Origin of the sequence: Bifidobacterium apis, from assembly GCF_036986835.1 — a bacterium.
In the GTDB taxonomy this organism is placed as follows: Bacteria; Actinomycetota; Actinomycetes; order Actinomycetales; family Bifidobacteriaceae; genus Bombiscardovia; species Bombiscardovia apis_A.
Genome location: NZ_BTXD01000002.1, coordinates 673,180 through 694,122, shown reverse-complemented (window position 1 = coordinate 694,122; position 20,943 = coordinate 673,180). Strand labels below are relative to the sequence as shown.

Genomic DNA, 20,943 nt, shown 5'->3' with positions numbered 1-20,943 from the left:
AAGGCATTGGCCGATGGAGGGCTCTATGGCGGATGAGCGGCATGAGTTGGCGGCTCAGGATGATGGCAGGGGCGCTGACGAACCACCCCGGTTATCCGGTGAAAAAGCGGCGAAGCCGACGGCGGCCTCCCGTAAGGGTCGGCTGACGAAAGAATCGATACTTCCCCCGGAGAGCTTTACCAAGGCTCCCAAGATCTCAGCCAAGTCCCGCACGCGCGAAGAGGAGAACGAGCTCAAGCGGGTTCGGCGCGAGGCCCAGCGGGCGGCCCAGCGTCGCCGCACCCCGCCAAAGGGTCCTCTGGGCCGCTGGTGGCGGCGGGTGCAGTCCTCGCCGGACAGGATCAGCCTGGGCATGTGCATCGTGGCCCTGGGCGTGGTCTACGGCGACATCGGCACCTCGCCCCTGTACACCATGCAGGCCTTCGTGGCCGGGCAGGGCGGTATGGCCAGTGTGGACAGGGCGGCCGTGCTGGGCATGCTCTCCCTGGTCTTCTGGTCCATCACGCTGATCACCACGGTCAAATACGTTCTGGTGGCCATGCGCATCGACAACAAGGGCGAGGGCGGCATCTTTGCCCTGTACACCCTGGTCCGGCACTACGGCAAATGGCTGGCCATCCCTGCCATGGTCGGCGGCGCAGCCTTCCTGGCTGACTCGGTGCTGACCCCCGCGGTCTCCATATCCTCGGCAGTCGAAGGCCTCAAGACCATCCCTGTACTGACTCCTATCTTCCGTGAAAACGGAAATCTGACCATGGTCATCACCTTCGTGATCATCCTGATCCTGTTTGCGGTCCAGTCGCGTGGAACCGAGCGGATCGGCAAGGTCTTCGGCAGCGTGGTCATGGTTTGGTTCGCCTTCCTGGCCCTGATCGGCATCTACTGCATAGGCAACGACTGGTCCATCTTCGAGGCCCTGAATCCGGTCTATGGCATCCGTTTCCTCTTCAGCCCGCAGAATCCGGTGGGTCTGACCATCATGGGCACGGTCTTCCTGTCGACCACGGGAGCCGAGGCTCTTTATTCTGATATGGGCCACGTGGGCCGTGGCAACATCTATGCCACCTGGCCCTTCATCAACGTCGCCCTGGTCTTCAATTACTTCGGCCAGGGGGCCTGGATCCTGCGCAACAGCGACAATAAGGCACTGCAGGGTGTGGACGGGCTCAACCCCTTCTTCCAGATGATGCCCACCACCGTGCGTTACGTGGCGGTCCTCTTGTCGGTGACGGCCGGTGTCATCGCCTCACAGGCCCTCATCACGGGCGCCTTCACCATGGTCTCGGAGGCCACCGGCCTCAACTGGATGCCCCACCTGCAGGTGCGCTACCCGGCGCGTACCCGCGGCCAGCTCTACATCCCCACCATCAACTGGGTCCTGTGCGCGGCCACGCTGACGGTGCTGGCCATCTTCAAGGATTCCGAGCACATCTCGGCCGCCTACGGATTGGCCCTGACGGTGACCATGATCACCACAACCGTCCTGCTGGCCGACTATATCTGGCACGACGGCAAGCGGGCGCTCTCCCTGCTCTTCGCCCTGGTCTTCCTGGCCATCCAGATCCTCTTCTTCATGGCCTCCATGGCCAAGTTCATGCACGGCGGCTGGTTCACCATGCTGCTGACCGCGGCCATCCTGTACATCATGTACACCTGGGACGTGGGCACCAAGGTGGAGCGCTCGCAGCGGCGGCATATGACGGCCAAGGAGTGCCTGCCCGCCCTGGAGATGCTCCACAACGACTTCCGCGTCCCCTACTATGCGGACAACCTGGTCTATCTGACCTCGGACGCGGAGATGCGGCGGCTGGACACCGACATCTTCTTCTCCATCTTCGCCAACCGACCCAAACGGGCCCGGGCCTGGTGGGCCGTCTCGGTCCAGACCACGGATGCCCCCTACACCCGCAAGTACTCGGTGGAGAACTTCGGCACCAACTACCTCTTCCGCGTGCGCATGAGGCTGGGCTTCAAGGTGGACCAGAATGTGGCCACCTACCTGCACCAGATCATGCACGAGCTGATCGACAGCGGCGAACTGCCCAAGCAGCCCTCCATCTACCCCAAGGTGGACGAGGACCCGCAGATTGGCACAGTCACCTATGTGCTGGTCCACAAGGCCCTGATGCCCGAGTCCAAGATCGACTCCCGCGGTGCCTTCTCGCTGAAGGTCAAGTACGCCATCCGCAAGGTGGCGGGCTCGCCGATCAAGTGGTTTGGTCTGGCTCCCTACAACCCCATCGTGGAAGTGCAGCCCCTGTTCGTCTCCACGCGGGCGGTTCCCAAGCTGACGCGCGTGGTCCTGCCATCCCGCAAGATCAAGGGCGGCAAGCATCACAAGGGCTGAGTGAGTGGAATCTCACCCTATCCAGCCTGGCCCAAATCGGGTCCAGGCCATAGAATTGACGGCATGGAACCTGGTGCCCGGCCTTTCCGGGCTACCGTCGAAAGGTGATGTGATGACACAAGCTCAAGCCAATATCGGAGTCGTGGGTCTGGCCGCCATGGGTGCCAGCCTGTCCAGGAACCTGGCGCGGCACGGCAATACCGTAGCGGTCTACAACCGCCACTATTCGCGTACCGAGACCCTGATCCACGATCATGGCCAGGAAGGCCGTTTCGTCCCGGCCAAGACCCTGCAGGAGTTCGTGGCCTCGCTGACCAAGCCCCGTACGGCCATCATCATGGTCAAGGCCGGGGACCCCACCGACCAGATGATCAACGACCTGGCCGACCTGATGGAGCCGGGTGACATCATCGTCGATGCCGGCAACGCCTACTTCAAGGACACCATCCGCCGTGAAAAGGCCATCAGGGCCCGTGGGCTGCACTTCGTGGGCTGTGGCGTCTCAGGCGGTGAGCAGGGCGCCCTCTTGGGACCCTCCATGATGCCCGGTGGGACCGATGAGTCCTGGAAGACCCTGGGGCCCATCCTGGAGTCCATCGCAGCCAAGGTCGATGGCGAACCCTGCGTCACCCACATCGGCACCGATGGGGCGGGCCACTTCGTCAAGATGGTCCACAACGGCATTGAGTATGCCGATATGCAGGTGATCGCCGAGTCCTATGACCTGATGCGCCGGGGCCTGGGCATGGAGCCCGAGGCCATCGCCCAGGTCTTCGAGGAGTGGAACCAGGGGGATCTGAACTCCTACCTGGTGCAGATCACCGCCGAGGTGCTCCATCACACCGATGTCACCACAGGCAAGCCCTTCATCGACATCGTCACCGACCAGGCCGGCATGAAGGGCACCGGCACCTGGACCGTGCAGACCGCGCTGGACCTTGCCGTGCCCGTGACCGGCATCGGCGAGGCCGTCTTCGCCCGGGGACTTTCCTCTTCGCCGGAGCTGCGCAACCAGGCGGCCCAGGAGGGTCTGAAGGGTCCGCAGCCCAAGGCCGTCATGGCCGATGTGGCTGCCGACCCCGAGGCCCGCAAGTCCTTCATCGAGGACATCCGCCAGGCTCTCTACGCCTCCAAGATCGTGGCCTATGCCCAGGGATTCAACGAGATGCAGGAGGGCGCACAGGTCTATGGCTGGAAGCTGGACATGGGTGCCATCGCCCGCATCTGGCGCGGCGGCTGCATCATCCGGGCCAAGTTCCTGAACCGGATCTCCGATGCTTACGCCTCCGGCCGTGAGCCGGGCTCCCTGCTCTTCGACCCCTTCTTCAAGCAGGCGGTCGAGCAGGCCCAGGACTCCTGGCGGCGTGTTGTGTCCCGTGCCACCCAGGCCGGCATCCCCATCCCCGTCTTCGCCAGCTCCCTGTCCTACTACGACGGGCTGCGTTCAGATAGGCTCCCTGCCGCCCTGATCCAGGGCCAGCGCGACCTCTTCGGTGCCCACACCTATGGGCGTGTGGATCAGCCAGGCGCCTTCCACACCCTCTGGGCCGAGGACAAGTCCGAGATCAAGCAGGACTAAGCTTCTCGCCGGAACCGCAAGGGTCCGCACAGCCGCTGAAACGGCTGCGCGGACCCTTTTGTCATCCTGTCAGCGGATCCTGGCTGTGGATTCCCGGACCACCAGCCGGCATGCGGCAGTCGTCCGAGTGGGAGGACGATTATCGTCCTCGCCCTGCAGACGGGCCAGGAGGGCATCCACCGCCTTGCGGGCCAGGTCCTCCTTGTCGGTGCTGATGGTGGTCAGCGAAGGGATATAGGACTCTCCCTCCTGGATGCCGTCGAATCCCACAACGGCCAAGTCCCGGGGAACCTCCACTCCGCATTCGTGCAGTCCTCGGATCAGGCCCAGGGCCAGGGAGTCGGTCATGCAGAAGATGCCGTCAAAGGGCAGGTCGGACGTGTCCGTCAGATGATGGCCCAGGTCGCGGGCCATCTCCCCGTCCCAGCGCTCCAGGGGCAGGAAGTCTTCGCGCCGGGCCTTGATTCCGGCGGCCTTCAGGGTCTTCAGGCAGCCGGCCACCCTGCGGCCACGGACCGAGTGCCGTTGGACCGGATCGGTGCTGTCCGCCATGTCGGCACCCACCACGCCTATCCGTCGGCATCCGCAGTCCAACAGGTGCCGCACGGCCATGGTGGCTCCCTCGAATCCGGCCGTCATGACCGAATCGAAGACCGGCTCGGCTGAGGGGTCGTCCAGCAGGACCAGAGGCTTGCCATCGGCCAGCTCCTGCATCTCCTCATTGGTGATGCTGCCTGGGCTGAAGATGGTGCCGTCGCAGAGTTGGCTGGTCACATGCCGGAGGATGGAGACCTCGTCCTGTTTGGAGTTGGAGGTCTGCTGGATGATGGCCTGCATGCCGTGGGCGTTGATCTGCCGGGAGATGGCCGCACTCATCTGCGCGGGGTAGGGCTTGTCCAGCTCGAAGATGGCCACGCCGATGATGCCGCTCTTGCCTGAGCGCAGGCTTCTGGCTGACAGATTGGCCGAGTAGCGGAGCTTGCGGGCGGCAAGCAGGACTCTGCGCCTGGTGTCATCCGCTATGCGGGTATCGCCTCGAAGGGCATAGGAGGCAGTGGCCCGAGAGACCTGCGCCTCCTTGGCCACGTCGCTCATCGTCACCATCTCGCACCTTTCCCGGGGTTCAGTCATCATCTTAGGCGCGCGTGTGGTCCTGTCAGCATGTAATTGACACGATTCAACCAACGTGCTATACCATATTGTGATAGCAGTTGAATCGTGTCAATTCCCGGGTCTCGACGTTGAACAGCCCGGACGGATGTTCAGAGGATTGATTGCAAGGAGGAGTCATGAAGCTGAAGCGAGCATGGAAGGGCATAGCTGCGGCGTTGGGGGTCGGCATGTTGGTGTCGGCCATGGGTGCCTGCGGGGCTGGTGGCGCTGACGGGTCCAAGACCACGCTGACCTTCCTGTCATGGAACAACGAACAGGTGATGAGGCCATACATCGACCAATTCGAGCAACAGAACCCGGGGATCAAGGTGGACTTCAGCTACTCGCCGCCGACCCCCGAGTACATCCAGACCCTGCAGACCCGACTGGTCGGCAACCAGGCCCCGGATGTGTTCATCATCACCTCCGAGAACAAGGCTGACCTGATCAAGAACGGCTACGTGCGGGACCTGACCAACGAGCCCTTCATGCGCAACATCTCCCAGGCCAACAAGGACTTCGTCAGTCATGAGGGCAAGGTCTACGGTATGTCCGTGTCCTCCTGGGCCTCCGGCATCGTCTACAACAAGGACCTGCTGGCCAAGGCTGGCGCCAAGGAGGTTCCGGAGACCTGGGACGGGTTCCTGCAGCTGTGCAAGAAGCTCAAGGCCGCCGGGGTCACGCCCTTCCTGGAGACCATCGCCGATGGCCCCAGCAGGATTCCCGATGCCTTCATGGGCTCGCAGTTCGACAGGGACAAGGTCGATGTGACCAGCCTGATAGACCGTCGCCCTCAAAAGCCCGGCAGCGACCAACGCGAGGCGGCTGCGGCCTGGATGAAGCTCTACGACCAGGGCCTGGTCACCCGGGATACGGTCGGCATCAGCGGCGACGACATGAAGACCCAGTTCATCAATGGCCAGGTGGCCATGATCTGCACCGGCCCCTGGGACCTGCCATCCATCGGCCAGGCCGGGCTCAAGTATGGCATGGCCCCCATGCCGCTCATGGAGAAGGGCATGGTCAATTACGCCCAGGGATCGCCATCGCCTGCCTACGCCATCTACTCCCATCTCAAGGGCGACAAGCTCAAGGCTGCCCGGAAGTTCCTGACCTTCATGGACAGCCACTGGGCCCTGCAACGTTCGGCCGACAACGGGGATGCCATCACCGTCCAGGGGTTCAAGGCCAAGGTCAAGCCCGAGTACGAGCAGGTCTATCGGGCCAACGTGCAGCCGGGCCATTACTTCCTGCTCATGAACTTCTATGCCAAGCCTGATGTGCTGACCACGGTCCGCCAGTCCGAGACCCAGCAGCTGGTGCAGGGGTCCATCAATCTGGATCAGTGGGCCAAGGCCATCGACGACAAGATGGCCTCGGTCAAGTAGGAAGGGCTGGAACATGGCTTCCCAATCCTCGGCAGAGCAGGTCAACGCCCATCGGCGGCGCATGGTCGGCCTGCGGCAGGATCTGACCTCTTTCTGGTTCCTCCTGCCCATCCTGGCCGTCTTCGTCATCCTCTTCGCGGTGCCGCTGGTGCAGACCATCATCTACTCGGTGACCGACTTCAACGGCTACAGCCTGAACATGCACTATGTGGGCTGGAAGAACTATCACAGCGTGTTCACCGATTCCTCGACCATGCAGGGTCTGGTGTTCACCATCCTGTATGCCGTGGCCCAGACGGTTCTGGTGACCATCTTCGCCATCCCCCTGGCCGTCACCCTGAACCGGAAGTTCTGGGGCCGCAACTTCGCCCGTTCCCTGTTCTTCTTCTTCAGCGTGCCTTCGCTGGCCATCATGGGCATGGTCTGGAAGTACATCTTCTCGCCCATGAAGTCAGGTGTCTTCAACACCATCCTGGGTGTCTTCGGCCTGGGACCGGTGCCCTGGCTGTCCAATTCGACCCTGGCCCGGTGCTGTGTCATCTTCATCGCGGTCTGGGCGCAGATCGGCTGGCATGCCACACTCTACCTGGCCTTCCTGCAGTCCATTCCCGGAGACCTCTATGAGCAGGCCACGGTGGACGGGGCCACCAGCCGCCAGCAGTTCGTCCACATCACCCTGCCCCAGCTGATCCCAGGCATCGTCACCTCCAGCTTCCTGCTTATGTCAGGAGGCCTCAAGGTCTACGACCTGCCCTACACCATGACCAAGGGCGGTCCCGGGTACTCCACCTATACGGTGACCCAGTCCATCATTCAGCAGGGCATCGGCCAGTCCCAGTACGGGCTGGGCTCGGCCCTGGCGGTCCTGTTCACCGTGGCCACGGCCCTGGTGGTCTTCGCTCAGATGGGCGCCGCCAGCCTGATTTCCAGGAGGTTCCAATGAGCAGCAGCAAGAGCTCGACCCTGACTCTGAGCCAGCGGGAACGGCGGCGTTCGGTGGTCAGGAGCGTGGTGGTCCTGATCATCGCCCTGATCTGCGCCGTGCCCCTCTGGTATATCCTGATCAACACCTTCAAGACCGTCCCCGACATGGCCACCAATCCGCTGGGCCTGCCCAAGCAGTGGACGCTGCGCAACTACACGCGGGCCTTCGCCACGGTGCCCATCGTCCGCAGCCTGGTCAACACGCTGATCGTCACCTTCTTCGGCGTGCTCTTCCAGGTGTTGATCGGAGCCCTGGCCGCCTACGGGATGATCCTGCGCAAGTCGATTTTCACCTCGGTCATCGGGGTGATCCTCATGATCGCCTTCGTCATTCCCACCCAGTCCACCCTGATTCCCCTCTACCGGATGGAGTCCAGCGTGGGGCTGGTCAACACGCTCCTGGGCCTGATCATCATGTACCTGGGAGGGGCGGTCTTCTGCTACTTCCTGATCGTGGGCTACATGCAGTCCCTGCCCTTCGAGGTCATCGAGGCCGCCAGGATCGACGGTGCCGGCCCCTTGAGGATCTTCTGGAGCATCGTCTTGCCCCTGATCAGGCCCATCCTGACCACGGTGGTGGTCTTCCAGACCATGTCGACCTGGAACGACTTCATGACGGCCAACGTCTTCATCAGCAGCTCCAACCTGCGCACCATCGTTCTGCAGGTCTACAACGCAGTCGGCCAGTTCACCACAGATTGGCCAAGCTTCATGACCATTACGGTCCTGGCCCTGATTCCGGTCTTCGTCTTCTTCATCTTCTGCCAGAAGTGGATCGTTTCCGGGCTGGTTGCCGGCGCGGTCAAGGGGTAAGGCGGCCCATCGGAAGGTCGTAGTCAATGGCGGCGGTCGGAGGTTCCGGCCGCCGCATTCATGAAGGATCGGAGTCACAGTCCATGGAGGAATTCGCAAACGCACATCAAGGGTCGGAGGGGACGGGATTGGCGAGCAACCCCCTGCATCGCTACTGCGCGGACCCGGATCTGGTCATGGTCGGGGACCGCTGGTACCTCTACTGCACCGAGGATGGTCTGCCCGGATGGTCCTCGCATGCCTTCTACGTCTATGAATCAGGGGACCTGTGCCACTGGACCCGCAGGAGGATCCTGGACCTGGACCAGGTCCCCTGGTGGCATGGGGGACAGGGTGCCTGGGCTCCCTGCCTGTTGGTGCGCCGGGGACGCTGCATTCTGTATTTTGTGGCCGACGGGCAGATCGGCCAGGCCGTGGCTCCCGGTCCAACCGGTCCCTTCCGGGCGGCCCAAAAGCCGTTCATCGCCCGGGGGGACTACGACTGCCTGCCCATCGATCCCTCGGTCTTCGTGGATGACGACGATGTGCCCTATCTGCTCTGGGGCAATGGCCGTGCCTACATGGGGCGGCTGAGCCCGGACGGCCTGCGTCTGGAAGATGGCTCGGTGCGCTCCGCCGTGCCCGACAACTTCCGCGAGGCCGTCACCATCTGCCGACGTGGGGACACCTACTATGCCTCCTGGTCGGAGAACGACACGAGGGATCCGGGCTACAGGATCCGTTGGTCCAGCGCGCCATCGCTGGACGGGCCCTGGACCGTGCCCCGGATCCTGATCGAGGCCGATCATGCCAAAGGGATTCTGGCTACCGGGCACCACTGCATCACCCGTGTGCCGGGCCGGGACGATTGGATTGTGGCCTATCACAGGTTCGCCAGGGACGGCCGCGGTGACGGCTGCCATCGCGAAATCGTCTTCGCCCCCTTGGATTTCGCTGATGACGGCGCCCTGGTCCAGGTCCGCCCGCAGGTGGGATCCTACTGGTACCCGGCCCGGAATCCGGTTACTCCCTGACGATGGGGTGGCCGCCGAAGGCGCTGCGCAGGGCAGAGACCACCTTCATGGTCATGGGGTCCTCGATCTTGGAGGACTGGCGGGCATAGAGGGCCGAGGTGATGGCCGGTGTGGGCACCCCCAGCTCCAGGGCGTCCGCGATCATCCACTTGGTCTCGCCGGTCTCGTCGGCCTCGCCGGCGATCCCGCTCAGGTGTGGGTCCTCCTTCAGGGCCTGGGCCAGCAGGTCCAGCAGCCAGGACTGGATGACCGAGCCCTTGCGCCAGGACTCCACCACTTCGCCAGGCTCCTTGATCAGGTCGGAGGCCTCCAGGACCGCATACCCCTCGGCCAGGGCCTGCATCATCCCGTACTCGATGCCGTTATGGACCATCTTGGCATAATGGCCCGCGCCGGTGCCTCCAGCATGGACCAGACCGTAGTCACCCTCGGGCTTCAGGGTGTCCAGAATGGGCTGGATCCGGGCCACGTCCTGGTCAGAGCCGCCGACCATCAGGGCGTAGCCCTTCTCCTTGCCCCAGATGCCGTTGGAGGTGCCCACATCCACCAGTCCTATGCCCTTGGCGGCCAGGGCTTGGGCGTGCTCCTGGTCCTGGGTGAAGCGGGTGTTGCCGCCGTCCACGACCAGGTCGCCACGCTCCATCAGCTCGCCCAGCTGATCGAGAGTGGACTCGATGGGCTTGCCGGCCGGGACCATGACCCAGATCACTCGTGGTGCCTCCAGTGCCTGGACCAGTGCCCCAAGGCTGTCCACATCCCTGCCCGAGTCCGGAGCGATGTCGTAGCCGACCACCTGGTGGCCGCCGGTGCGTAGGCGGTCCGCCATGTTCTTGCCCATGCGTCCCAGGCCGATCATGCCAATCTTCATAGTGTCAGTTCCTCTCCATTGACTGCAACAGTGTGAAGTTGACCGCGATGGTTGGTGGTCGGCCGCGGTCGGGCCGATTTGTCGGTGCTACTGGCGGGCTGCCTGCCGGGCACGCTCGGCCTGAACCTGGGAGGTGTGCGCCTTGACGTCGCACTGCAGTCCCAGGGTGTCGATGACCTCTTCGGCCTCGATCTCAGGGGACATGCGCAGGCCCACGTCGATGGTCAGGTGGACCTCGTCCGGTCCCAGGGGCTCCAGATCATCGAACTGGGAGCGCAGCATCTGCGGCTTCATGAAGTGGCCCTTCCGCTTGGAGAGCCGTTCCATGATGGAGTCGTAGTCCCCGCTCAGGTGGATGAAGACCACCCCAGGCATCCGCAGCCGGTCACGATAGATCCGCTTCAGGGCCGAGCAGGTGACGGTCCCAGGCACCCCACGGCGTATGTGGTCCTCAATCCATTCATGGATGCTGTCCAGCCAGGGCCATCGGTCCTGGTCGTTCAGGGGGATGCCACGGGCCATCTTGTCGATGTTGGCCTGGGGGTGGAAGTCATCGGCCTCGGCCATGTCCCAACCCAGCTTGTTGCCCAGGTGCTCGTTCATGGTGGTCTTGCCGCAGCCGGCGACCCCCATGATGACCAGAACGGGGGTGCGGCCTTGGAAGTAGTCCGGGGGAACGGTGTTGTCCACTGCTGAGGGGACCTGGGGCTCCGGGTGCTCTTCTGCGCTCAGTGCGTCTGAATTCTTCAACGATGTGTCGACCATGTGCAACCTTTCTGAAAAGTGATCCGGCAATGACGCTCAGGCGGTGATGGGCACAAAGATGCTGGCGATCATGACCAGGACCAGGACCACTACCGACAGCAGGCATTCCAGAACCGACCAGGTCTTCAGGGTCTCGCCGACACTCAGACCGAAGTACTCCTTGATCAGCCAGAAGCCAGCGTCGTTGAGGTGGGAGAGGAAGATTGAGCCCGCGCCGATGGCGATGACCAGGAGGGTAGTGGCCGTGGAGCCTGCATGCATCATGGTCATGGCGTTGCTGAGGATGCCGGCCGTGGTCAGGATGGAGACGGTGGCCGAGCCTGTGGCGATGCGCACGAAGACGGCGATGACCCAGCCCAGCAGGAAGATGGAGATGTTGGAGTGCTCGACAAAGGTGCCGATGATCTTGCCGATGCCGGTGGAGACCAGAACACCCTTGAAGCCGCCGCCTGCGCCCACGATCAGCAGGATGCCTGCCACAGCGGGCAGCGAGGCTCCCAGGGAGTCATTGACGGTCTTCCAGGAGATGCCCGAGGCGGCCTTGAGGACCAGCATGGAGACGATCAGTGCTATGGCCAGGGCCATGACCGGGTTGCCGATGAAGTTGATGGTCTGTGCCAGGCCGTCCGTGCGATCCTTGAACCCGGGGACGGCGATTTCGAAGATGGAGGTCAGCAGCATGAGGACTGCCGGCAGCAGGATGCAGCAGACCGAGAGGCCGAAGGAGGGCAGCCGGGTCTCCTCCTTGCCCGCCTGCTCGCTCTTGGCCACGAAATCTGCCGGTGCCTGGATGGGCACCCAGCGGGAAGCCAGCCGGGAGAAGGCCGGGCCCACGACGACCAGGGTGATCAGGGCGAAGGGGATGCCGAACATCATGGTCAGGCCCACGTTGCCGGTCTGCTTGAACTGGCTCAGGGCGGCCAGGGGACCGGGGTGGGGAGGCACACAGGCGTGCATGATGGACAGGCCTGCCAGGGTGGGGATGGCCACCCGCATCAGGGGGAGCTTGGTGCGGCGGGCCACCAGAATGATGACCGGGACCAGAATGACCAGGCCGACCTCGAAGAACATGGGCAGGCCGATCAGGGCGCCGATCAGGGCCATGATCCAGGGGATGGTGGCGGGCTTGGACTTGGCCACCAGGGTGTTGACCACCTGGTCGGTGGCTCCGGTGTCCATGAGGACCTTGCCGATCATGGCTCCCAGGCCGATCAGAATGCCCACGGAGCCCATGGTGGAGCCGAATTCGCCGGTAAAGCTGGTCAGGGTGGCCACGGGACCGTAGCCGGAACCGATGCCGACCACCAGGGCGGCACCCAGCAGGGAGACAAAGGGGTGAAGTTTGACGACGGTGACCAGGAAAATAAGCACCGCCAGGCTGAGCACCAGACTGATGCCCAATCGGGTGGTGTTCAGGGATATGGCCTGACTCGCCGCCAGGGTTAGGTACCCGTCGGCTGCCGGCTGCGACGCTAAAAGCATGGCTGCCTCTTCTCTGAGGATGCGAACCGTTCGGCTTCAGCGGCGTCCCGGTTCTTATTTTTGCATTACTTAATATCGACAGCATGATATTAAGTATGCCTTAACAGACAGTATCTTACACGATCTTGGGATGGATTGGAAGACGGCATGCTGAGGGCAGGGTTGAGTCTGAACTTGTTTGCAGACCCCTATGATCCGCTTGGGAACGAGCCTGGTTGCTAGAGTGGAATTCGTGGAAAACGCGAGGAAACCTGATGACGAAACGGCTGCAGAAGGTACCCTGCATGATCGATTGCTGGACCAGTGGGGGGCAGCCATCGTCGGTGGCGCCATCGCTCCGGGCGACCGGCTGCCCGCCCCGGACCTGGATAGCCAGAGGCCTTCACGCACGGTCACCCGAGAGGTCACCAGGGTTCTCGAGGCCATGGGCCTGGTAACCGTCAAACGCAAGGTCGGTGCCACGGTCAACCCCCGTCATCTATGGAATATCTATGATCCGCGGGTCATCGAGTGGAGGCTGCGTGGACCTGACCGGGGGCGGACCCTGCATGAGCTGTCCGAGCTCAGGGCGTGCGTGGAGCCCATGGCTGCCCAGCTGGCGGCCAGCCAGGCTGATCATGATCAATGGGTGAAACTGACGCGGGCCGCTATAGATATGGTTGCCAACGCTGACCGGGCCGATGGGCCGGACTATCTTCGGGCTGACGAAACCTTCCATCGAACCCTGCTTGAGGCATCGGGCAACGCTATGTTCGCGGCGCTGGGCGATGTGATTGCCTCAGTGCTGTCCGGGCGGACCCGACATGAGCTTATGCCCAGAAAGGCCGATGAGAAGGCTCTGCGGCTGCACGGCGACGTAGCTGCCCTGATACGTCGGGGCGATGCAGAGGGGGCACGGCATGCCATGGATTGGATCGTCGACGAATCCGATCGGGCTATCGAACAAATGACAAGAAAGGACCCCGAAGACTCCGATCGTGCTGCAGTTAAGGAATCTTCGGAGTCCTGAAATCTGTAGAGGCTCTTGGTACAGAAGGGTCAGCTCAGTTTCGAGGCGGCATCAGCGTCCAGGAGCCAGAGAGTCTCCAGGGTGCCCCTGGCATAGGAAGAGGGGACGTGGGGATCGTCTGTGGTTCCCAGGGCAGCAGCCACGGCCGAGGCTTTCTCTGCAGTTGAGGTGAAGAGCCAGACCTTGGGGGTCCGGCGGATGAACGGCGTGGTCATGGTAACCCTGAGCGGGGGCAGTTTGGGTGAGTTGCTGACACCCGTCACTAGCAGAGAGTCATCCTGCAGCCTGACCTCGGGGCGGTCGGGGAAGAGGGAGGCATAGTGGCCGTCGGGGCCCACGCCAAAGACCGCCAGATCCATCCGGCCCTCAGGCCCTAGCTGATCGATGATCTCCTGCTGATATGTGGCTGCCGCCTGGGTCAGGGCCCGTTCGTTCTCCTCCTGGTCGGCGGCCTCAACCTGGGCTGGGCTGCGGGTGTCCACAGGCATGGAATGTACATTGGCCTGTGGCAGCAGCCCCTGGTCGATCAGCGCGCCGTACCAGGCCCGCCGTGCCTGTTCGTCGTTGCGGTCCGGGTCTTCCAGTCCCACGAACCGCTCATCGCTCCACCAAAGGTGGACCCGGCTCCAGTCCACGCTCTGGCTCAGGGGATCAGCACCCATCAGGGCGTAGACATCCGACGCGTCCCGCCCGCCGGTCAACGCCAGGTCGGCCCGGTCCTGACGGGCCAGGAGGTCTCCCAGCTCCAGCAGGATGCGGGCTGCAGTGGCCTGATTGAGCAGCTTGGTTGTGGCATAGGTCACGGTACGACGATCGGTCATCTGATCCTCCTTGCATGCAGGTGATGCTGGACTCAGCCTACACCCGGGCGTTTGCATGTGAATTGAGTCGCTACGGGGCGCCTACTGGTGGTCGACCATTCCCCAGCCCGTGTGGATGACATCCTGATAGACCTCGTCAGGATCCAGCCGACCCAGTTCCTCGCTCATGCAGTCCACGGCAGAGCGCAGGGGCATGGAGATGGTCTGTGGAGCTTGACCGGGCTGGTTGATCCGGGCCTGGTCGTCATGGTGGCGCTCCATGCTCATTACTCCGTCAGGGCGTTCGAAGTAGACACCGGTGACAGCCTGGGCTTGCGGGTCACGCTCCACAGTGACCGGCACCTTCAATTTCAGGGCCAGCCAGGAGGCCAGCAGCTCCAATGGCAGGTAGTGGGCCTGGCCGGTCACCCTGACTGAACGGATGGGCAGGTGGGGCGGCTGCTGCACCATGGATGTCAGCAGCGCTCGCCAGATGGTGATCCTGGTCCAGGACAGGTCCACGTCCTGATTGCGCGAATGGGCCAGCAGCCCGGCGAAGGTGGCCTGACGATCGTCGGCTTCCATGGCATCGGTGATTCTGCTGGCGGCCATGGTCCCGATGGGATCCTGCGAGGGGTCCGTGGGCGGATTGGTGGGCCACCAGACCACCAGAGGGGCATCCGGCACCAGGAGGGGGATGACCAGAGCATCGGAATGGTCAAGCAGAGCCGCCACTGGTCGCAGGACCACTACCTCGCCGGCGCCGGCATCTGATCCGAAACGGATTTCGGCATCCAGCGTGTGGTCACCGTCATGGTCGGTGTTCTTGTAGGAGACGCAGTCTTCAGAGGACTGTGCCGCAGTTGTCGGCTGGTCCGCTTCTTGTTCGGTCTGACGGTCTTCGGCATTGGTCACTATGGCGATCACCCGGCAGGGGTGTTCACGACTTGCGGCGTTTACGGTCTCCAAGGCCGTCTCCAGATGGGCCTGCTCGGTGACGATGACCAAGGTCAGTACCCTTCCCTGGGCGGCCTCTCCGCGTTCGACGTGGAGCTCGTCGATCTCCCGAGCGATGGCGGAGGTAGTGGTGTTGTTCAGTCTGACGATCATGGCATCCTCCAGTGGTATCCGTCGCGGGCCAGCATCAGATCAGCCTCCCGCGGACCCCAGGTGCCGGCACGGTAGGGCTGGGGCTGACCCTGTCCGGCCCAGAACTCCTCGATCGGGTCCAGGATCTTCCAGGAGAGATTGACCTCCTCGGTGGTGGGGAAGAGGGGCGGGTCTCCCAGGAGTACGTCCAGGATCAGCCGCTCATAGGCCTCCGGTGAGGCCTCGGTGAAGGAACGCCCGTAGGAGAAGTCCATGTTGACGTCACGCACCTCCATGGCAGATCCAGGGGTCTTGGCCCCGAAGCGCAGGGTCACACCCTCGTCGGGCTGTACGCGAATGACCACCGCGTTGGCGCCCAACTCGCGGGTGGCCGTGGCCTCGAAGGGCAGGTGGGGGGCACGTTTGAAGACGATGGCGATCTCGCTGACCCGCTTGCCCAGGCGCTTGCCTGTGCGCAGGTAGAAGGGGACGCCGGCCCAGCGGCGGGTGTCCACATCCAGTCTGATAGCCGCATAGGTCTCGGTGGTGGAGGAGGGGTCGATCCCGTCCTCATCCAGGTAGCCGACCACATGCTGGGATCCCTGCCAGCCAGCCGTGTACTGGCCTCGGGCGGTGTGGGCCGCCAGATCCTTGGGAAGACGGACAGCGGAAAGGATCTTGGTCTTCTCGGCCGTCAGATCCGACGCTGAGAAGGAGACCGGCTCCTCCATGGCCGTCAGGGCCATCAGCTGCAGGAGGTGGTTCTGGATGACATCCCGGGCTGCTCCGATTCCGTCGTAGTAGCCGGCCCTGCCGCCGATGCCCATGTCCTCGGCCATGGTGATCTGCACGTGGGAGACGTAATTGGAGTTCCAGACCGGCTCGAACATCATGTTGGCAAAGCGCAGGGCCAGGATGTTCTGCACGGTCTCCTTGCCCAGGTAGTGGTCGATTCGGAAGACCGAATCCGGTTCGAAGACCTCGGAGACCACCCGGTCAAGCTCCTTGGCCGAAGCCAGGTCGTGACCGAAGGGCTTCTCGATGATGACGCGGCGCCAGGCCCCTTCCTTGGAGTGGGAGAGTCCCGACTCGGCCAGCTGGCGGGCCACCTGGGGGAAGGCCTTGGGCGGTACCGACATGTAGAAGGCATGGTTGCCACGGGTGCCCCGGACCCGGTCCAGCTCCGAGACGGTGGCCGACAGGCGGCGGAAGGCCTCGGCATCGTCGAAGCTGCCCTTGACGAAGCGCATACCCTGGCTCAAATGCCGCCAAGTGGACTCGTTGAAGGGGGTGCGGCAGTGGGCGCGGACGTTCTCCTCCGCAAAGGCGACGAACTGCTGGTCGCTCCAGTCGCGCCGCCCGAAGCCGATCAGTCCGAAGCTGGCTGGCAGCAGCCCCCGGTTGGCCAGGTCATAGACGGCCGGCAAGAGCTTTTTCTTGGCCAGATCTCCGGTGACGCCGAAGATGACCAATGAGCTGGGTCCTGCGATGCGCGGCATGCGCAGATCGCGCGGGTCCAGCAGGGGGTTGTGCCAAGGCGCCTGTCGGCCGCCGTCCTCGTCGGGGGGAGTGGGCTGGTCGGCGGAGCGCGCAAGTGGTGAAGTGTCCATAGTGCTCCTCGTGAAATACCGTGGCTCCCAGTGTACTGTCGGCAGTAGAAGGGCAGGGCTGATTATCCGCTGAAGTGTGCATAAGCGTCGCAAAGGTCACATTTGTGGCAAGGATCCTTAGAATGGTCGGTATGATTCCCAACGTTCCCATGGCTGAGGCCCTGCATCGTCAGTATGCGCCCTCCCAAGCCGCCTATGAACTGATACACACCCACTGCCAGATCATTGCCGCGCTCGCGGTGCGCATGACCGACCAGGTCAACGAGCGCCTGTCGCGTGGCGATGACCCTGACGGGGTCCTGCCCGAACGGCCGTTGGACCGTGACCTGGTCCGCACGGGTGCCCTGCTGCATGACATCGGCACTTACCGGATCCTCAAGGATGACGGCTCACAGGGCCGGCCCCTGACCTTTCAGGGCGAGCGATACATCGAGCACGGGCTGGAGGGCTACCGCCTGCTGCTGGACGCTGGGGTGGACGAATCGGTGGCCCAGTTCGCCCGCAACCATACCGGGGTGGGGCTGACCCGCCGTCAGGTGGAGGAGGAGCATCTGAACCTGCCGCCGGACGACTACCTGCCGGTCAACCCTGAGCAGGAGGTGGTCATGTATGCGGACAAGTTCCACAGCAAGCACCAGCCGCCTATCTTCGTCTCCGAGCCAACCGCCGCCAAGCGCACGGCAAAGTATGGTCCCGACAACCTGGCCCGATGGAAGCAATTGGTGGCCCGGTACGGGGTGCCGGACCTGCAGCCCCTGGCTAGGTACTACGGCATGACCATCGTCTGATCCTGCCGGACCGGACCCCAGGAACTGCGGAAGCGGCTGCCGAATTCGCGCAGCATCCACGGGTCTGGTTGATATGGTTCGACTGGATCGGTCCGGCAGGCAGCAACGGCTTTCAGGAAAGAGGCCATGCCCTGTGGCCCGTAAGCGTAAGGAGCTGCGCACCAGATCGGGTTTCCCTCCAGAACGAGAGGCTGATCCGATCCACGGAGGAAGGCCAGATCCACGCTGATTGGGGCAGGTGATCGACCCTTGGCTGCCTGGAGGGCACAGTCTTCGGCGATCGTCCGATGTCGGGAATCGAAAACGGCGCCGTCGAAGATCGTGGTAATGACTCTGGAGTCCTCGCCCTCATGCAGGCAGTATCCGCTGGAGGCTGCAATCCGGCCCCTGTCGATGATGACCCGCCATTCCTCATGGATATCGGGCAAGTGTGTCTGGATGCGGATCAGCGATTGCGGAGGTGCTGTCCGTAGATTGCTCTGCAGATCTTCAAGGGTTCGTCGGGCTGCAGGCAGGCCCGATACCCGACCGGCGGCCAGCTGTGACCAGGGGCGCTGTCCCAAGCCAGATGGCAGTCGGTGCCAGGTCAGGACGGTTTCGGCCGTCACGGTAAGAATCCTGCGTCCGGTCAGGGACTGGTCCAGCCCATCCAGCCACATGGTCGGTGGGGATGACAGGGCCCAGGAGGGACGGCCATGGGATGCCAGCCAGGCGTTCTGGGCGATCAGCAGTCCTGGAGTAATCCATATGGCTTCCTTGGCGCCGACCTCCCGAACGGGTCCGAATCCATGGTGATGGTGCAGGATGACCGCCTGCTGCCGACGTGGGTCCGTGTTGTACAAAGCGATCTGTTCGGCCATGACCCGGGGTATCCACTCCTCATGGGTGATGACCGAACAGATCAGTGCAGCGTCGTCCGTTCCCGGTCCGGAAGGGTGGGACTCAATCGACGATGAACCGGTCGTCGTAGGTGCCCTCGTCTACAGTGTCCGAACCGACCGAGGTCAGGATGATTACGGCGCAGTCATGACGGCGGGAGACCCGTTTCAGCGTGGCCAGCAGGGTGTCCCAGTCGCCCGGCTCCAGCCCCTCGGTGGGTTCGTCGGCGACGAGCACGTCACACTCGCAACACAGGGCTCGGGCCACGGAGGCCAGGCGGAAGTCCAGGTGGTCCAGATCTGCCGTCAGTTTGTCCTGCAGACGCTCCGGGAAGCCCACCTCATCCAGCAGTTGACGGGCCAGGTTGTCCTTGGGGCCCAGGAAGGTGCGCCCACTGGCATCCATGGTGTAAACAAGGTTCTGCACGGCGGTCAGGTCGCGCCTCAGAGCATCGGTGCCAAAGATGGCTCCGATCTGGTGGCCGCGATAATCGGAGGCCAGCAACTGGCGCAGGTCCGTGCCCCGGAAGAGCACACTGCCCTGGGTAGGGGCGCGCAGACCGGTCATCAGGGCCATCAGAGCGGCTCGTCCGGAAGGCGAGGTGGTCTCCACCGAGTAGATGCGGCGGCGCTGGAATTCCAGGTCGACATCGTCCAGGATCTGTTCGGGGCGACCCTGGACCTTGCGCGTGTAATCCACGTGCTTCAGGGAAAGCACCGGGTATCCGCCAGGAACCAGCACCCGCTGGTCATCGGTCTCCAGCAGCGGATCCTCCTCCTGATCGTCATCGATATCTTCGGTATCTTCGTGCTCGATAACCACTTTGAAGGCAGCCAGCGAGACACCTTCTTCCGAAGAATCATCCTCCTCGGACTTTTCGCCCGTCTGAGTGGCTGCTTCTTCCTTGGATTTGGGCAGCGGTTCGGTGTTGGTGTTCTTGTCGGCTTTTTGTTCAGTGTTGGCCTTTGTTTGATCGGCTTGCTTCTGATTAGCCTGTTTCTGATCGATCTTTGCCTGGGACTCTTCGTCTGGCTGCTGGTCTGATGTCTTTTCGCTCATGCCTCGTCCTCCAGGTCGTTGGTGTATAGCTGGGCGGTTCTGAAGGCCGCTACCCTGGCGGCCGCTGCCAGAGCGAGGACCAGGCAGACGGCCAGGCCAATCAGAATCATCTTCCAGATCAGACCAGCGTGGGGCATGCTGGCCAGGCTCCCCAGCCGGAAGAGCGACCGGCCCAGCGGTCGACTGATTGCGGCACCCAGAGCCAGGCCCAGGGCAAGTCCGGGCAGGGTGAGCAAGAGGGTCTCCAGGGCGAACTGCCAGCCCAGCCGGGCCTTGTGGACTCCGATGGTGATGGCCATGCCGATTTCGTTGGCACGGCCGCGCAGCATGAGAATCAGGCAACCCAGCAGAATCAGCCCGCCCAGCAGGCAGACCAGGATAATGGTGGTTCGCGCCTGATCGGCGGCCTGGTGGACCGGCTTCATCCGCCGCTGGTAGTCCTTCAGGCTGGGAGAGTCGATGTCGTACTGCGAGGCCTTGAGTCCGTCCTTGCGCAGCTCCTTGATGAACTTTTGGTAGGTGCTCGGTGAATCCAGGACGAAGGCCACGAGCAGTTCGTGGCCAGGATCTCCTGGCTTGCTGGCCGTATCCAGCCCCAGCATGGCAAAGGTGGGATAGGCCGTGTAAATGGCTCGGTTGGCTGCCTGGTCGGCGGCCTTGCGGTAGTGATAGATGCCAGAGATGGTCAGCTTGACCTGTTGATCCTGCTGGCGGGGATCCTTGATGGTCAGGGTATCGCCCACCTTGAGCTTGTTGGCCTGTGCCATCTGCTTGGAGATCACCACGGTTTGGGTACCGGAAGTATTCTGCGAGGCGTAGTCCAGTCCTTTTCCCTGGTCCAGCATGAAGGGGCCGTGAGGCAGGGTGGGTTCGGCTGCCTTGTCGGAGACGCCCACCAGGGAGTATGTGCCTGACTGAGGCAGCCCCTCCGGGCTGATGTTCGCGGTCTCATGGAAGTAGGCCTTGTACTGCATGCCATCCATCTGCAGACGCTGGGCGTACTTGGAATACTCGTTCCAGCCCAGGGGAGAGGCTTTGGTTCCCTTGCGCGGGCTGATGACGGCATCCACCTCTTGGGATTCGTAGTCGGTGGTACGTGCCTTGGTGTCAGCCTGGAGCACGGTGGCCGCCGTCGTGGCCAGCGCCGTCACAACCAGGCAGGCCAGAACCATGACCAGGCTCCGCGCCGCATGCCGCCTGATGGTGAACCAGGCGTTCTTGAGAACGAACATGACACCCTTCCTGATAGCGTTCCAGGGATGACCGGGCGGCCCGCGATGGCGGGCCTTAAGTCCGGTCGCCGTCCTCCAGTCTAGCC

The 20,943-nt window shown here is 63.1% G+C and carries 18 protein-coding genes; 8 read left to right on the top strand and 10 right to left on the bottom strand.

The window, feature by feature from the left end:
* Nucleotides 1-25: 25 nt before the first annotated feature.
* Nucleotides 26-2,347, top strand: a complete 2,322-nt coding sequence (locus AACP62_RS06560) for a KUP/HAK/KT family potassium transporter (protein ID WP_198206146.1) — start codon at nt 26-28, stop codon at nt 2,345-2,347.
* Nucleotides 2,348-2,459: 112 nt separating this feature from the next.
* Entirely contained in the window at nt 2,460-3,926 is a 1,467-nt protein-coding gene (gndA, locus tag AACP62_RS06555; protein WP_339347196.1) for an NADP-dependent phosphogluconate dehydrogenase, read from the top strand.
* A 69-nt stretch (nt 3,927-3,995) separates the two neighbouring features.
* Here gndA and AACP62_RS06550 read toward each other — a convergent pair whose 3' ends face one another.
* Nucleotides 3,996-5,030 (bottom strand): LacI family DNA-binding transcriptional regulator, encoded by a 1,035-nt coding sequence (locus AACP62_RS06550; protein WP_339347195.1) that lies wholly within the window; start codon nt 5,028-5,030, stop codon nt 3,996-3,998.
* A 185-nt stretch (nt 5,031-5,215) separates the two neighbouring features.
* Here AACP62_RS06550 and AACP62_RS06545 point away from each other — a divergent pair, with 185 nt between their 5' ends.
* The 4 genes from AACP62_RS06545 to AACP62_RS06530 all read left to right on the top strand — a co-directional run bounded on the left by AACP62_RS06545 (nt 5,216) and on the right by AACP62_RS06530 (nt 9,276).
* Nucleotides 5,216-6,466 carry an ABC transporter substrate-binding protein gene (locus AACP62_RS06545; protein ID WP_339347193.1) on the top strand — a complete coding sequence of 417 codons (1,251 nt, stop codon included), beginning with the start codon at nt 5,216-5,218 and terminating at the stop codon, nt 6,464-6,466.
* A 13-nt stretch (nt 6,467-6,479) separates the two neighbouring features.
* Nucleotides 6,480-7,409 carry a carbohydrate ABC transporter permease gene (locus tag AACP62_RS06540; RefSeq protein ID WP_339347191.1) on the top strand — a complete coding sequence of 310 codons (930 nt, stop codon included), beginning with the start codon at nt 6,480-6,482 and terminating at the stop codon, nt 7,407-7,409.
* The gene (locus AACP62_RS06535; protein ID WP_029677600.1) at nt 7,406-8,263 is read left to right on the top strand and encodes a carbohydrate ABC transporter permease; all 858 of its coding nucleotides are present in this window, start codon (nt 7,406-7,408) and stop codon (nt 8,261-8,263) included. The genes AACP62_RS06540 and AACP62_RS06535 overlap by 4 nt, the downstream gene beginning before the upstream one ends.
* An 83-nt stretch (nt 8,264-8,346) precedes the next feature.
* The gene (locus AACP62_RS06530; protein WP_339347189.1) at nt 8,347-9,276 is read left to right on the top strand and encodes a family 43 glycosylhydrolase; all 930 of its coding nucleotides are present in this window, start codon (nt 8,347-8,349) and stop codon (nt 9,274-9,276) included.
* Here the strand turns inward: AACP62_RS06530 and gnd are convergent.
* Genes gnd through AACP62_RS06515 form a run of 3 tightly spaced genes read right to left on the bottom strand, consistent with a single transcriptional unit; the run spans nt 9,266 to nt 12,391 of the window.
* Nucleotides 9,266-10,222: a phosphogluconate dehydrogenase (NAD(+)-dependent, decarboxylating) gene (gene gnd / locus AACP62_RS06525; RefSeq protein WP_339347326.1), complete on the bottom strand. Its 957-nt coding sequence runs from the start codon at nt 10,220-10,222 to the stop codon at nt 9,266-9,268. The genes AACP62_RS06530 and gnd overlap by 11 nt on opposite strands.
* Before the next feature lie 9 nt (nt 10,223-10,231).
* Entirely contained in the window at nt 10,232-10,909 is a 678-nt protein-coding gene (locus AACP62_RS06520) for a gluconokinase (protein WP_232339229.1), read from the bottom strand.
* Nucleotides 10,910-10,945: 36 nt separating this feature from the next.
* Entirely contained in the window at nt 10,946-12,391 is a 1,446-nt protein-coding gene (locus AACP62_RS06515; RefSeq protein WP_339347187.1) for a GntP family permease, read from the bottom strand.
* Nucleotides 12,392-12,623: 232 nt separating this feature from the next.
* Here AACP62_RS06515 and AACP62_RS06510 point away from each other — a divergent pair, with 232 nt between their 5' ends.
* Complete coding sequence (locus tag AACP62_RS06510) at nt 12,624-13,400, top strand: FadR/GntR family transcriptional regulator (RefSeq protein ID WP_339347185.1); 777 nt, start codon at nt 12,624-12,626, stop codon at nt 13,398-13,400.
* A 29-nt stretch (nt 13,401-13,429) separates the two neighbouring features.
* On the opposite strand, the gene pgl is transcribed toward AACP62_RS06510, so the two are convergent.
* From pgl to zwf, 3 genes are all read right to left on the bottom strand, one after another.
* Entirely contained in the window at nt 13,430-14,221 is a 792-nt protein-coding gene (gene pgl, locus AACP62_RS06505) for a 6-phosphogluconolactonase (RefSeq protein ID WP_339347183.1), read from the bottom strand.
* Nucleotides 14,222-14,302: 81 nt separating this feature from the next.
* Nucleotides 14,303-15,310, bottom strand: a complete 1,008-nt coding sequence (locus AACP62_RS06500) for a glucose-6-phosphate dehydrogenase assembly protein OpcA (RefSeq protein ID WP_029677605.1) — start codon at nt 15,308-15,310, stop codon at nt 14,303-14,305.
* Entirely contained in the window at nt 15,307-16,788 is a 1,482-nt protein-coding gene (gene zwf, locus AACP62_RS06495) for a glucose-6-phosphate dehydrogenase (protein ID WP_253269647.1), read from the bottom strand. The genes AACP62_RS06500 and zwf overlap by 4 nt, the downstream gene beginning before the upstream one ends.
* 233 nt (nt 16,789-17,021) lie before the next feature.
* On the opposite strand from zwf, the gene AACP62_RS06490 reads away from it, so the two are divergent.
* Nucleotides 17,022-17,687, top strand: a complete 666-nt coding sequence (locus tag AACP62_RS06490) for an HD domain-containing protein (RefSeq protein ID WP_339347180.1) — start codon at nt 17,022-17,024, stop codon at nt 17,685-17,687.
* Here AACP62_RS06490 and AACP62_RS06485 read toward each other — a convergent pair.
* The 3 genes from AACP62_RS06485 to AACP62_RS06475 form a co-directional block, all read right to left on the bottom strand.
* The gene (locus AACP62_RS06485) at nt 17,666-18,547 is read right to left on the bottom strand and encodes a hypothetical protein (protein WP_339347178.1); all 882 of its coding nucleotides are present in this window, start codon (nt 18,545-18,547) and stop codon (nt 17,666-17,668) included. The genes AACP62_RS06490 and AACP62_RS06485 overlap by 22 nt on opposite strands.
* Nucleotides 18,548-18,629: 82 nt before the next feature.
* Nucleotides 18,630-19,625: an ATP-binding cassette domain-containing protein gene (locus tag AACP62_RS06480; RefSeq protein WP_339347176.1), complete on the bottom strand. Its 996-nt coding sequence runs from the start codon at nt 19,623-19,625 to the stop codon at nt 18,630-18,632.
* Nucleotides 19,622-20,857 (bottom strand): FtsX-like permease family protein, encoded by a 1,236-nt coding sequence (locus tag AACP62_RS06475; protein WP_339347175.1) that lies wholly within the window; start codon nt 20,855-20,857, stop codon nt 19,622-19,624. Before AACP62_RS06475 ends, AACP62_RS06480 begins: the two co-directional genes overlap by 4 nt.
* Nucleotides 20,858-20,943: the final 86 nt, after the last annotated feature.